Raw genomic sequence first — 12514 nt, 5'->3', positions numbered from 1 at the left:
TGTCAAGTGCAACATGGTAACCACCTGTGCAAGGACATGGTATACAAATTCACAGTCTTGAAATCTTGCGGTGAATACGCTTGCCAGATGACGAGTCATACTCAGCAATAACAAAATTGCGATAGCAAACAAGAAATGAATCATTGTTTGGATTAGGTCTGAATTGAACATAATCATTGATGAAAGTTTCACTAAGATATAATTGAAAATTCTGAAAACGGACATATCCCCACGAATTTACTTTTATGGCTTTAAAGCCGGGTTCATATTCAAACGGCTCCACCTTGTCAGCAAAAATCCTTTCGCTGTGAGTATAGACATCGGCAGGACATTTGTTTCCAAGTGCTTCATGAGGTCGCAGGCAATTATACTTAGTTCGCCACTCTTGCAGAGCCTTGTCAGCGTAATCCAAGTTCTTGAATAGATTATGATTTAAAAGTTCTCTTTTCATACTGCCATGAAACCGTTCAATTTTTCCTTGTGTTTGCGGATGTTTAATTCTGCAATGTATGGGAAGAATGTCATTGTTCATAAGGAATTTTTCAAACATAGTAAATCCATGTTTAAAACCTGCAAACTGAGAACCATTGTCAGAAAGTACGCTTGATGGCATACCAAACTCATAAAAAGCTTGCTTAAAAGCGTTAATAACGACATTTTTAGTGTTAGGAAAGCATGCTATTTTGATTGAGTATCGTGAGCTGTCATCGAGAATAGTCAATGGATAGCAATAACGATTATCGGCAGTTAAAAACTCTCCCTTGAAATCAGTTTGCCACATATCATTGCAATGTTCTTTCTGAAAGCGTTTAAAAGGCTTTCTTTTGAGAGATTCCTCTTCAGATATGAGTTGGTGTTTATGAAGAATGTTAGTAATGGTTCTTGGACAAGGAATGTTTTTATACCCTTGATTTTCAAGAAAAATTTTAATTTTATCATCACCCCAACCCGGGTTATCGAAACGAACAGAAACGATTAATTCTTCAATGTCGTCAGGCGTTTTGTTAGGAGAACATAATGGTCTGCGTGACATATCAGTTAAGGGCAGTCCCTGTTTAAATCTATCAACCCACTTGCGACCGGTTTTGCGTGTGATTTCATATTCCCGACATAGAGCACTAAAATTATTTGTTTCTAATGCTTTTGTAACAAATTCTAATCTTTGTTTTTCCACAGTTTTACACTCCCACGGCATAAAAACAGCTCCTTCATTTGCTATTTTCTTGCCATTTATTTTATCATAAAACTGTATACTATGTCTTTGCACTGTTGTATACTATGTTACTACACTGCACATATTATCCGCCCGCAAGTAACAGCTCAAAATTTATATTAAGTCAGATTATATAAATGTCACAAAATTACTTTTATGCAGTAGTGTGAGGTAATGTTTTGCATATAACTCTGTTTATGGAGGCGAATAAAAATGATGCCAACAAGAGCGGAAGCTGAAAAAATATTAGAAGAAGCTGAGCAATGTAATTCGGGTCCTTGGGTAAATCACAGTCGCATTACAGCAAAATGCGCTGAAAAGATTGCGGAATTATGTGAAAATTTGGATTCGGAAAAGGCATACATATTAGGGTTACTCCATGATATTGGCAGAAAGTTTGGTGTTAGGCATTTAGGTCATGTTTATGACGGATATACATACATGATGTCATTGGGATATGATGAGGTCGCAAAAATTTGCCTGACACATTCGTTTAATAATTCAACCGTAAAGGAATACATTGGTAAATTCGATGTTTCTGATGAAGAACTTGAATTGATAGAAACTGCTCTTGCTAAAGTGAATATGGATGATTATGACAAATTAATTCAGTTATGCGATGCATTGGCAGGCAGTGGCGGTGTGTTGAATATTGAAGATCGTATGAGAGATGTAAAACAAAGATATGGTTATTACCCACAAGAAAAATGGAATTCAAACATAAGATTAAAACATTATTTTGAGAAAAAAACAGGAAATAATATATACAAAACAGTTAATCAATCGTAAGTTGAATTATCCTTTATAAGAATAAAAAGCGTTGCGGATTTTGATTTAAGATACAAGTAAGAAACGTGAATCTTTTTGCGAAAAAAGTTGTGAAAATAATGACGATTTTGAAAGGAGTAATGATGAAGAAAATTTTATGTTTAGTTATGTGTGTATTTCTTGTTATCGGTTTGAGTGCCTGCGGAGGAGATATAAACAAAGTGAAGACTCACGATGTGGATTCTGAAATCTATTCCGCAGATGATATTAACTCTGCTGTTGATATTATTGAAAAAGAGTTCGACGCCAATTGGAACGGCTGTACCCTCACGGAAATTTATTATGCAGGAGATGATTACTGCACCGATTTTCAGGAATTTGCCGACAGGAACAATGCAGATGAAGTTATTGTGCTGTTATCTTCATTTGATGTTGATTCATCAGGTGGCGACGGATCATTAAATCCGAATTCCACATATAATAACTGGAACTGGATTTTAGTCAGAACAAAAGGCGGAAAATGGCAGCATATTGACCACGGATATTAAGATAAAATGCATTAATCACTTATTTGTACAATGTATTAAAAAATTCACAGGACATATAATGTATCGGGAGGTGTCTTATGACACGGAAAATCTTGATTGCATTATGTGTCCTTTTTGTTATGCCTGTTTTTGTCATTACGGGGTGTGATGAAGTGCAGGAAAATCTTTCTCCGAAATCCTCGTTTATTGCCGATTTCAGCTGTGAATACAGGAAAATGAACATCACGGGAAAGCTGTCGGCAAGCGGAAAAAAGCTCATCAATATTTCGTTTGATTCTCCGAACACGGTCAGCGGTTTGTCGGTTACATATAAGGGTTCTGATCTTGAAATTTCAAGGGAGAATATGATTTGCTCCGCCGATGAAGCGTACATTCCCGAAAGCAGTTTCCCGAATATTACAAAAGAAATTTTATACGGAATTGCAGACGGAAGGGCGATTTTTGAGGGGAAGTGCGAAGATGTGTGTACATACAGACTTGATTCAGCGTTCGGCAAAGCCGTTGTCAGCACAAATTCAAAGGGCTGTATAAGCAAAATCAGCGTTGACGGCGAAGATTACGAAATGGTGCTTTCCGATGTGAAAGATGCAAACGGCTGAACCGATTCACAAATTTTACGCTCAAAAATATTATGTAATAGCTGTATAAAAGCTTTTGGAAAGGCAAAAATACAAGTAAACAATTATTTGGAGCGTGAAAGCCTTGAATATACGAAGAGGAGATATTTATTATGCCGACCTGAGTCCCGTTGTAGGCTCTGAGCAGGGCGGAATCAGACCTGTGCTTATTGTTCAGAATAATGTCGGCAACCGATTCAGTCCGACTGTAATCGCCGCCGCAATTACAAGTCAGCAGTCAAAGGCAAATTTGCCTACCCACATTCCGTTGCACGCTGACAGCTCGGGACTCGCCAAAGACAGCGTTGTTTTGCTTGAACAGGTACGAACAATCGACAAAAAACGGCTCAAAGAAAAAATGGGTACGGTTGATGAAAATTCTATGAACGAAATAAATAACGCAATATCAATCTCGTTCGGTCTTAACGCATAATTCCGCATTACATACGGATAATGCTATAAAAGAAAATAAACAGACAACAAAACGGTCGGTTTAGCTTGAGAAAAACTCCAAGCCAACCGACCGTTGTTTGTTGTGTTACTTTACTTCTATGCTACATTATAAGCATATATGTAGCACGAAAGTAAACTTGTTATCCTGAAAAGCAGTTAAAAATCATCTTTTTCCTGCATAGACATTTTTTATGTTTCTTTCGGAATATTGAATTAGGTTGAATAGTGACGGGGCATCTTTTTCAAAACATACCGAAATGACATCGGGAGAGAGGGTGAGGGTGAGCTTATCATTTTCAATAAGTTCGTTGATGATTTCAAGGTCAAGAATCATTGATGCGTCCGTGAGATTTCTGTAGCGGTTCTTATCAAGCGAAAACATAGTTTGCGAGTTATTTTTTTCGGAATTATAAATTGTGCGGAAAATTACATATTCGGCACTCATAAGGTAGTTGCTGACTGCGTTTGTAAGGTGCTTGTTGCCGATTTTTGCAAGCAAATCGTAGATTACCGAGGTGGTGTTCATCAAAAGACTGCGGTTTATTTTGTTGATCATACTGCCTTTTTCGGTATTGATGACAACCTCTTTTTCAGCAGCCTCAAAAGGATCGGCTGTGAAATTTCTCTGTACGGTTCTGCCGAGAAGATAATCGGTTGAAACACCGTAGTATTCGGCTGTTTTTACGAGAAAATCAAGACCGCATTCACGGATTCCCTTTTCATAATGTGACAAAAGTGCCTGCGAAATTCCCATATCGCCTGCAACCTGTTTTTGACTCAACCCTCTTTCTTTACGAAGAAATGTTATAATTCTCGGAAAATCTTTGTTCAAGACTTGACACCTCATTTTTGAAGATAGTATAATTAACTTGATTGTCAGAAAAAGCAAAGCAGAATTTGCTCTGATTCAAATATAGTGCATTGAAAGCATTTACAGCAATATACTTTCTATACAGACAGTATAATACAAAATTTACTTTTTGTAAATAATTAAGTGCCGATTTGCTAAAAAAGTCGGTTTATGGGAGAAGCTATGAAATCATATATAATTCATTTTATACGACACGGTTCGATTGATGATACACTTGCGGGGAAATATATCGGAACAACAGACGCTCCGCTTTCCGACAGGGGCAGAATGGATTTGAGAAAACTCGATTATGAGTATAAATATCCGGGTACGCAGGTTGTGTTTACAAGTCCGTTAAAGCGTTGTACCGAAACCGCAAAAATTCTTTATCCCGAACAAAATCCGCTTGTTATCGACAACCTTTCCGAATGTAATTTCGGTGAATGGGAGGGCAAAACTGCCGATGAGCTGAAAAACGATCCCGATTTTGAAAAGTGGCTTGCAGGCGATTCTTCCGTAAAACCTCCGAGGGGGGAGAGCAATGCCGATTTTACACGCAGAGTGTGCAAAATGTTTGAGAGCATTGTTGAGGGACTTATGAAAACAGGCACAACCGAAAGTGTAATTGTCACTCACGGCGGTGTTATTATGACCTTGCTTGCAGTCTACGGACTTCCGCAGGCAAAACCGTTTGAATGGACAATGGACAACGGCTTCGGCTATTCACTCAGAGTTACTCCCGTACTTTGGCAGAGGGATAAGGTCTGCGAAGTTTTTCAGACAATTCCGCTTCCGTCGGACAACGGCTGATTTTTTGAAACTTTGGCAGAATTGTAGCGCAGTTTACAATCTTTTGCCGTATATTGTGAGATAATATTCATTAGTAAACAATTGATTAAGGAGATATAAAAATGGCAGATTATAAAATTACTCTTTTAAAGGGCGACGGTATCGGCCCTGAAATCGTAAATCAGGCTGTAAAGGTTCTTGATTGTGCCGCTGAAAAATTCGGTTTTGGCGTTACATATGACGAGGCACTTCTCGGCGGTTGTGCTATTGACGCAACAGGCGTTCCGCTCCCCGATGAAACGGTTGCAAAGTGCAAGGCATCAGACAGCGTGCTTCTCGGTGCGGTAGGCGGTCCTAAGTGGGATTCACAGCCGGGTAACAACCGTCCCGAGGCAGGACTTCTCGGTATCAGAGGCGCACTCGGACTTTTCGCAAACCTTCGTCCGTCGGTTATTTTCGGACCGCTCAAGAGCGCGTCACCTATCAAGGATGAAATCATCGGCGGCAACCTCGATGTTATGATTGTTCGTGAGCTTACAGGCGGTATCTACTTTGGCGAAAGAGGCAGAAAAGAAGTAAACGGTCAGCCGGCGGCTTGGGATACGGAAATGTACACAGTAGGTGAGGTTGAAAGAATCGCAAAAGTTGCCTTCGACCTTGCTATGAAGAGAAATAAAAAGCTCACAAGTGTTGATAAGGCAAATGTTCTTGAATCTTCAAGACTTTGGAGAGAAACAGTTAAGAGAGTTGCCGAGGATTATCCCGAGGTTGAGCTTAACCATATGTATGTTGACAACTGCGCTATGCAGCTTGTAAGAAATCCCCGTCAGTTTGATGTTATTCTCACATCAAATATCTTCGGTGATATCCTTTCTGACGAGGCATCAATGATTGCCGGCTCAATCGGTATGCTCGCATCTGCAAGCCTTTCGGGCAGTAAGCTCGGTCTTTATGAGCCTATCCACGGTTCTGCTCCTGACATTGCGGGTCAGAATATCGCAAATCCGCTTGCTACAATCCTTTCTGTTGCAATGATGCTCCGTTATTCACTTGATCAGAGCGAGGCGGCAGATGCTATTGAGGCAGCTGTTGCAAAGGTTCTTGAAACCTACCGTACGCCCGATATCTATGAAGAGGGTTTCACAAAGGTTGGCTGTGACGAAATGGGCGACCGTGTTTGTGAGGCACTTTAATTGGAGAACGGTATGCAGTTTTATGATATGCACTCGCACATATTGCCGAATATTGATGACGGTGCAAAAACGCTTGAGGACAGCTTGAAATTGCTCTCCTGCCTTGAAAAGCAGGGAGTAACGAATGTTTGTCTTACACCTCATTTTTATACAAATGAAATCAGCATTGAAGATTTTATTGCCGAGAGGGCGGAAAAGTTTGAAAAATTCAAGCCGCACATTCCGAACGGTATGAATATCGTTCTCGGAACAGAGGTTTATGTTACAAAGTATCTTTTTAATAATGAAAATATTACGGGCATAAACTACGGAAATTCAAACTATATCCTGACTGAATTTGCATATAATTCGACATTTTCCGGTAATTCGTATGAGATGCTCGACAGGCTTATGAGCGAACAGGGACTTATTCCCGTAATTCCTCATGTTGAGCGTTACAGCTTTCTTGTTGACAATCCTGATGTGATTGAAGATTTGAAACGGCTCGGTGTTGTTATTCAGACAAATATTTCAAATTACACAAAGAAAGCTCCGATGATGAAACGCCGCAGAATGTTAAAGCTTGTAAGTGCGGGACTTATCGACATTATCGGTACGGATGCACATTCATTCAGTCACAATACACCCGAGCTTTACAGCGACGCAATTGAATGCATTGCCAAAAAATGCGGTCGGCAGGCTGTTGACAGCTTGATGAAAAACAGCGAAAAAATCTTTAATGCAGCAATCGGCTGATATGCTGTAAAATTAAATATTATACAAACAAAAAACGATTGATTCCCTTTTGAGTTTCAATCGTTTTTTTCTTTGCAGCGTACAATAATACTTGTACTGACTGCCGATGTGTTGAAAGAGAAACAGCTGAAACCGTTCTCTCGGTGCGTATTTGTATTGAAAATTGCCAAGTGACATATTCCGAATGTCGGCTGCGTCAATAATGCTGTCTGTGTTGTTCGGAATGTTCTTAAAATTATCGGTTGTAAAAATTTAAAATACCACGACAAGCAACATCTTGAATTGCTCTCTGCCATATACAGCGTGCGGATGCTTTGCAGGCATAACGATTGATTCACCCTCTTTGAGAATGTGTTCAACACCGTCAATTGTAATTTTGCCCACCCCGTCAAGACAAGTCACAAATGCGTCGCCTTCTGATTCGTGCGTGCTGATTTCTTCGTCCTTGTCAAATGCGAAAAGAGTAACGCTTACGGCGTTGTTCTGTACAAGAGTTTTGCTCACAACCTGACCTTTCTGACAGCTTACCTGCTCTTTGAGCGCAAGCACCTGACTTTTTTTGATATTTTTTATTTTGCCGTTTTCGATTTTTAACTCTGTCATAATTATCCTCCTAACGGTATTATTTGCAGTTTTAAATAAAAAATGCCCGACTTTTTGCAGAGTCGGGCAGATGTATGATTTTAAGCCGGATCAGCCGCCGCAGCCACAGCTGTCACATTCGGGAACATTGCCCACGATTGGCTCGGGATCAACGCCTCTTCTTTTGTAGTAGTCCGAAACGGCTGCCTTGATTGCCTGTTCTGCAAGAACAGAGCAGTGAACCTTGACAGGCGGAAGTCCGTCAAGAGCCTCCATAACTGCCTTGTTTGTGAGCTTGAGAGCGTCATTGATTGACTTGCCCTTGATAAGCTCTGTTGCCATACTGCTTGTTGCAATAGCTGCACCGCAGCCGAATGTTTTAAACTTTACATCTGTGATGATATCGTTATCAACCTTAATGTACATTTTCATAATATCGCCGCATTTTGAGTTGCCGACCTCGCCGACACCGTCTGCGTTTTCAATTTCGCCTACATTTCTCGGATTAGCGAAATGATCCATTACTTTTTCCGAATAAGCCATTTTAATCCTCCTGTTGTTACTGAATATCTGTTCAATTCTATATGAATTTTAACGGGTTGCCAATCAGCCCTGAGCTTCCTGCTTCTTAATCTTTTCCCAAAGTGGCGACATACTTCTGAGGTATGAAACAATTTCGGGAACGATTTCAAGAATGTAATCAATGTCTTCCTCTGTGTTGTCGTCAGAGAACGAAAGACGCATACTGCCGTGGGCAATCTCGTGCGGAAGACCAATTGCAAGAAGCACATGGCTTGGATCAAGACTGCCCGATGTGCAGGCAGAGCCTGATGAAGCCGAAACACCCTTGAGGTCAAGTCTTAAAAGAAGACTTTCGCCCTCGATTCCCTCAAAGCACATATTAACATTGCCGGGAAGTCTGTGAACTCGGTCGCCGTTTATTCTTGAACGCTCAATCTTTAAAAGACCATCAATAAGTCTGTCACGCATCTTTTCAAGCTTTGCGTTTCTTTCGTCCATACCGTCAACTGCAAGCTGAAGTGCGGCGTCAAGACCGATGATGCCTGCAACATTTTCGGTACCTGCACGCTTGTTTCTCTCCTGAGCACCGCCGCAGATGAGGTTTTCAATTCTTACACCCTTTCTGATGTAAAGAAGACCGCAGCCCTTCGGACCGTGGAGCTTGTGTGCTGTCATTGAAAGAAGATCAATGTTTTCTTTCTGAACATCAATCTTCACATAACCTGCCGCCTGAACTGCGTCAGTATGGAAAAGAACGCCGTGCTTTCTGCAAATTGCACCGATTTCGGAAATCGGCTGAATTGTACCGATTTCGTTGTTTGCGTACATAATCGAAACGATAGCCGTGTCCTCACGAATTGCATTTTCAACATCCTCGGGATGAACGATACCGTTTTCGTAAACATCAAGATAAGTAACCTCAAAGCCTTCCTTTTCAAGAGCCTCACATGTGTGAAGAATAGCATGATGCTCAAATTTTGAAGTAATGATGTGCTTTTTGCCCTTTGCCTTTAGAGCGTGACAAACACCCTTGAGTGCCCAGTTGTCGGATTCACTTCCGCCTGAGGTAAAGTAAATTTCGTTCGGGTTAGCCGCACCGAGATTCTTTGCAATGTTTTCTCTTGCAGTTTCTACGGCAGCCCTTGCCTTTGCACCGATTGTATAAATGCTTGACGGGTTTCCGTAAACCTCGGTGAGGTATGGCATCATTTTTTCAAGCACCTTCGGTGAAAGTGCTGTAGTAGCCGAGTTGTCGGCATAAACATATCTCATTTTATATCCACCTTTATATAAGTTTATTGTTATGCAAATTGTTTTGCGGCTGCAACGGCAAGTCGGTCGCAACGCTCGTTTTCGGGATGACCTGCGTGTCCCTTTACCCAGACAATTTCAACCTCGTGGGTATCATAAAGGGTAAGAAGCCTGTCCCATAGTTCGGGGTTCAAAGCCTTTTCCTTTTTATTACGCATCCAGTTGTTTGCTTTCCACTTTTTAGCCCAACCGAGTTTTAGTGCGTTGCAAACATACTGCGAGTCGCTGTACAGCGTGACCTTGCACGGCTCCTTGAGCATGGCGAGTGCATTGATAACAGCCGAAAGTTCCATACGGTTGTTGGTTGTGTCAGCCTCACCGCCCGAAATTTCTTTTTCGTGACCGTTATACCTTAAAACAGCACCCCAACCGCCGGGACCGGGATTTCCGCTGCAAGCACCGTCTGTAAAAATTTCAACTTGTTTCAAAAAAACAATTCTCCTTTTTAATTCAGAGTGTATTCATCATTCAAATATTCAAAATGCAATTATATCTGCACTACATAGATTATAATACGGTCAATCGACAATTGCAACCCATTATTTGCTGTAATTCCGAGAATCTTGGTAGGTGTTTGAAAAAAATTCGGAATTTATACACATATATTGCAATTAAAATTGCAATTAAAGTGTTCTCGGATTTTATTATTACAGTATTTTCAAATTTTTATGCGTATAATTGCGGCTTTAATATGACCCGAAAGCGTCAGCTTTTGCTTTTGTTGTGAAAATTTCTTGACATTACAGTGTGAAGTGCGGTACAATAAAATGAAAAACTATGATAGGACAGCTGTGTACTGCCTTTATTACGGAAATAAAATTTGTATATTTTACTGATATTTTACGGATTATAATTATAGTCTTAGTGCGGATGTTGCCGCATTTTTACAGCGGATTTTAATTTTTAATTAAATTATAAAAAAATAATTTTGAAATAAATTAAGACCTCACGGGCGTTCAGAGGTCTTTGATATATTTATTTAATTTTTACTCAGTACATATTTCAGAAAACGGAGGTAGATCTGTGAGTACAGAAAAGAGAAACGAAAGTTATATGCTTAAACAGTCAAGGTACTCAAAAGGCAAAAAGAATGTGAAGCAATACTCTAAAAATAATGCTTCAAAAAAGGGCGGTTCGGGTAAAAATTCCTACAACGCTTACTATAAGAAAAATGATGACGGATTTCAGCCAAAATCGAACGGAAAGTTAAGCTACGGCAAAAAGAAGAATCTGTCAAAGTCAAAGGGTTATCCTAAAAAGAAGGCTCGGAAGCCGTCGGTAAAAATTGCATTTCTCGGCGGTCTTAATGAAATCGGCAAGAACATCACCCTTGTTGAATGTGAGAACGATATAATTATTGTTGACTGCGGAATGGCATTTCCGGACGGAGATATGCTCGGTGTTGACCTTGTAATCCCCGATTTCACTTATATTGAACAGAATGCCGACAGAGTTAAGGGTATTATTCTTACACACGGTCACGAGGACCATATCGGCGGATTGCCTTTCCTTCTTTCAAAGGTAAATGTTCCGATTTACGGTACACCGCTTACGCTCGGTCTTGTCGGCAACAAGCTCAGGGAGCACAGTCTTTTTAACAAGACTCAGCTCAATGTTACAAATGCAGGTCAGACGATCGAACTCGGCTGTATGAAGATTGATTTCATTCATGTAAACCACTCAATTCCCGACGCAGTTGCTTTTGCAATTCACACACCGGGCGGCACTGTTGTTCACACGGGAGATTTCAAGATTGACTGCACACCTATCACGGGTGATATGATTGATCTTTCAAGCTTTGCAAGAGTGGGTGACGAAGGTGTTCTTGCGCTTCTTTCGGAAAGTACAAATGCGGAAAGACCGGGATACACCCCCACGGAGAGGACAGTATCCGACAGCCTTGACAGCCTTTTTAAGAGTGCTGAAAACTACAGAATTATCATTGCAACATTTGCATCAAATGTAAACCGTGTTCAGCAGATCATTGACTGTGCAGAAAAGTATGGAAGAAAGGTTGCTTTTTCGGGCAGAAGTATGGTCAACTATATGGATGTTGCCCAAAAACTCGGCTATCTGCATCTTCCCGAAAATATTCTTATTGACCTTGATATGCTCGACAAATATATGCCGCAGCAGGTTGTTCTTGTTACAACAGGCAGTCAGGGCGAGCCGATGAGTGCGCTTTCAAGAATGGCATATTCCGACCACAGAAAGGTTATGGTCGGTGAGGGCGATTTTATCATAATTTCAGCCAATCCGATTCCCGGCAATGAGAAAACAGTCGGCAATGTTGTTGACGAACTTCTCAAAAAGGGCTGTAAGGTAATTTACGAGTCGATGTATGAGGTTCATGTTTCGGGTCATGCCTGTCAGGAAGAACTCAAAATTATTCAGAAGCTTGTAAAGCCAAAATATTTTATCCCCGTTCACGGTGAGCAGAAACACCTCAGAAAGCACGCCGACCTTGCAATGTTCCTCGGTATGGAACGCAAGAACATCTATATTGGTGATGTCGGAAGTGTTCTTGAAATAAACGAGGATTATATGAAAGAGCTTCCGCCTGTTCAGGCAGGCAAGGTATTCGTTGACGGTCTTGGTGTAGGAGATGTCGGAAGTATCGTGCTTCGTGACAGAAAGCACCTTGGTCAGGACGGACTTATTATTATTGTTGCTTCTCTTGATGTTTATGACGGTCATGTTATCAGCGGCCCCGACATTGTTTCAAGAGGATTTGTATATGTTCGTGAGAGCGAGGGACTTCTTGAAGAAGTTAAACGAACCGCTCTTGCAATTCTTGAGGATTGTGCAGAAAATAATGTTCACGAATGGGGCATTATCAAAAACAGAATCAAGGATGATGTTTCAAAGCTTATCGGTCAGCGTACAAGAAGAGCCCCGATGATTCTTCCTATTCTTCAGGAGGTTTAATCCTT

The 12514-nt window shown here is 40.7% G+C and carries 14 protein-coding genes; 8 read left to right on the top strand and 6 right to left on the bottom strand.

What is annotated here, in order from left to right; translation table 11 throughout:
- Positions 1 to 49: 49 nt before the first annotated feature.
- Entirely contained in the window at positions 50 to 1174 is a 1125-nt protein-coding gene (locus RBATCC27255_RS05355) for an IS481 family transposase (RefSeq protein ID WP_169923245.1), read from the bottom strand.
- Between the two features lie 252 nt (positions 1175 to 1426).
- On the opposite strand from RBATCC27255_RS05355, the gene RBATCC27255_RS05350 reads away from it, so the two are divergent.
- The 4 genes from RBATCC27255_RS05350 (at position 1427) to RBATCC27255_RS05335 (ending at position 3579) form a co-directional block, all read left to right on the top strand.
- A complete protein-coding gene (locus RBATCC27255_RS05350; RefSeq protein WP_101029062.1) occupies positions 1427 to 2002 on the top strand; it encodes an HD domain-containing protein in 576 nt (191 codons plus the stop codon).
- A 98-nt stretch (positions 2003 to 2100) separates the two neighbouring features.
- On the top strand, positions 2101 to 2529 hold the full coding sequence (locus tag RBATCC27255_RS05345) for a hypothetical protein (RefSeq protein WP_242958580.1): 429 nt from the start codon (positions 2101 to 2103) through the stop codon (positions 2527 to 2529).
- A gap of 77 nt (positions 2530 to 2606) precedes the next feature.
- A complete protein-coding gene (locus RBATCC27255_RS05340; protein WP_101029060.1) occupies positions 2607 to 3128 on the top strand; it encodes a hypothetical protein in 522 nt (173 codons plus the stop codon).
- Positions 3129 to 3231: 103 nt separating this feature from the next.
- Entirely contained in the window at positions 3232 to 3579 is a 348-nt protein-coding gene (locus tag RBATCC27255_RS05335; protein ID WP_021883358.1) for a type II toxin-antitoxin system PemK/MazF family toxin, read from the top strand.
- 183 nt (positions 3580 to 3762) lie between these two features.
- Here the strand turns inward: RBATCC27255_RS05335 and RBATCC27255_RS05330 are convergent, their stop codons facing one another.
- Entirely contained in the window at positions 3763 to 4431 is a 669-nt protein-coding gene (locus RBATCC27255_RS05330) for a helix-turn-helix domain-containing protein (RefSeq protein WP_101029059.1), read from the bottom strand.
- Positions 4432 to 4632: 201 nt separating this feature from the next.
- On the opposite strand from RBATCC27255_RS05330, the gene RBATCC27255_RS05325 reads away from it, so the two are divergent.
- The 3 genes from RBATCC27255_RS05325 to RBATCC27255_RS05315 all read left to right on the top strand — a co-directional run bounded on the left by RBATCC27255_RS05325 (position 4633) and on the right by RBATCC27255_RS05315 (position 7166).
- Complete coding sequence (locus RBATCC27255_RS05325) at positions 4633 to 5259, top strand: histidine phosphatase family protein (protein ID WP_101029058.1); 627 nt, start codon at positions 4633 to 4635, stop codon at positions 5257 to 5259.
- Positions 5260 to 5360: 101 nt separating this feature from the next.
- Complete coding sequence (leuB, locus tag RBATCC27255_RS05320) at positions 5361 to 6431, top strand: 3-isopropylmalate dehydrogenase (protein WP_101029057.1); 1071 nt, start codon at positions 5361 to 5363, stop codon at positions 6429 to 6431.
- 12 nt (positions 6432 to 6443) lie between these two features.
- Entirely contained in the window at positions 6444 to 7166 is a 723-nt protein-coding gene (locus tag RBATCC27255_RS05315; RefSeq protein ID WP_147639966.1) for a CpsB/CapC family capsule biosynthesis tyrosine phosphatase, read from the top strand.
- A 252-nt stretch (positions 7167 to 7418) separates the two neighbouring features.
- Here the strand turns inward: RBATCC27255_RS05315 and RBATCC27255_RS05310 are convergent, their stop codons facing one another.
- The 4 genes from RBATCC27255_RS05310 to rnhA all read right to left on the bottom strand — a co-directional run bounded on the left by RBATCC27255_RS05310 (position 7419) and on the right by rnhA (position 10009).
- Positions 7419 to 7769, bottom strand: coding sequence for a cupin domain-containing protein (locus tag RBATCC27255_RS05310; protein ID WP_101029055.1), 351 nt, complete (start codon positions 7767 to 7769; stop codon positions 7419 to 7421).
- A 90-nt stretch (positions 7770 to 7859) separates the two neighbouring features.
- Complete coding sequence (nifU, locus tag RBATCC27255_RS05305; RefSeq protein ID WP_101029054.1) at positions 7860 to 8291, bottom strand: Fe-S cluster assembly scaffold protein NifU; 432 nt, start codon at positions 8289 to 8291, stop codon at positions 7860 to 7862.
- A 63-nt stretch (positions 8292 to 8354) separates the two neighbouring features.
- A complete protein-coding gene (gene nifS / locus RBATCC27255_RS05300) occupies positions 8355 to 9542 on the bottom strand; it encodes a cysteine desulfurase NifS (RefSeq protein WP_101029053.1) in 1188 nt (395 codons plus the stop codon).
- A gap of 29 nt (positions 9543 to 9571) precedes the next feature.
- A complete protein-coding gene (gene rnhA / locus RBATCC27255_RS05295) occupies positions 9572 to 10009 on the bottom strand; it encodes a ribonuclease HI (protein WP_101029052.1) in 438 nt (145 codons plus the stop codon).
- Positions 10010 to 10634: 625 nt separating this feature from the next.
- Between rnhA and RBATCC27255_RS05290 the strand changes: the two genes are divergently transcribed.
- On the top strand, positions 10635 to 12509 hold the full coding sequence (locus tag RBATCC27255_RS05290) for a ribonuclease J (RefSeq protein ID WP_101029067.1): 1875 nt from the start codon (positions 10635 to 10637) through the stop codon (positions 12507 to 12509).
- Positions 12510 to 12514: the final 5 nt, after the last annotated feature.

It is taken from the genome of Ruminococcus bromii (assembly GCF_002834225.1).
Classification (GTDB): domain Bacteria; phylum Bacillota; class Clostridia; order Oscillospirales; family Acutalibacteraceae; genus Ruminococcoides; species Ruminococcoides bromii.
The sequence above is the reverse complement of the archived record's forward strand: the minus strand, read 5'-3'. Positions and strand labels throughout refer to the sequence as shown.

Excerpts from the sequence above, each read along its gene's own strand:
- RBATCC27255_RS05350 (WP_101029062.1), top strand. The coding sequence starts at position 1,427 with ATGATGCCAACAAGAGCGGAAGCTGAAAAAATATTAGAAGAAGCTGAG.
- RBATCC27255_RS05345 (WP_242958580.1), top strand. The coding sequence starts at position 2,101 with ATGACGATTTTGAAAGGAGTAATGATGAAGAAAATTTTATGTTTAGTT.
- RBATCC27255_RS05340 (WP_101029060.1), top strand. The coding sequence starts at position 2,607 with ATGACACGGAAAATCTTGATTGCATTATGTGTCCTTTTTGTTATGCCT.
- RBATCC27255_RS05325 (WP_101029058.1), top strand. The coding sequence starts at position 4,633 with ATGAAATCATATATAATTCATTTTATACGACACGGTTCGATTGATGAT.
- leuB (WP_101029057.1), top strand. The coding sequence starts at position 5,361 with ATGGCAGATTATAAAATTACTCTTTTAAAGGGCGACGGTATCGGCCCT.
- RBATCC27255_RS05315 (WP_147639966.1), top strand. The coding sequence starts at position 6,444 with ATGCAGTTTTATGATATGCACTCGCACATATTGCCGAATATTGATGAC.
- RBATCC27255_RS05310 (WP_101029055.1), bottom strand. The coding sequence starts at position 7,769 with ATGACAGAGTTAAAAATCGAAAACGGCAAAATAAAAAATATCAAAAAA.
- nifU (WP_101029054.1), bottom strand. The coding sequence starts at position 8,291 with ATGGCTTATTCGGAAAAAGTAATGGATCATTTCGCTAATCCGAGAAAT.
- nifS (WP_101029053.1), bottom strand. The coding sequence starts at position 9,542 with ATGAGATATGTTTATGCCGACAACTCGGCTACTACAGCACTTTCACCG.
- RBATCC27255_RS05290 (WP_101029067.1), top strand. The coding sequence starts at position 10,635 with ATGCTTAAACAGTCAAGGTACTCAAAAGGCAAAAAGAATGTGAAGCAA.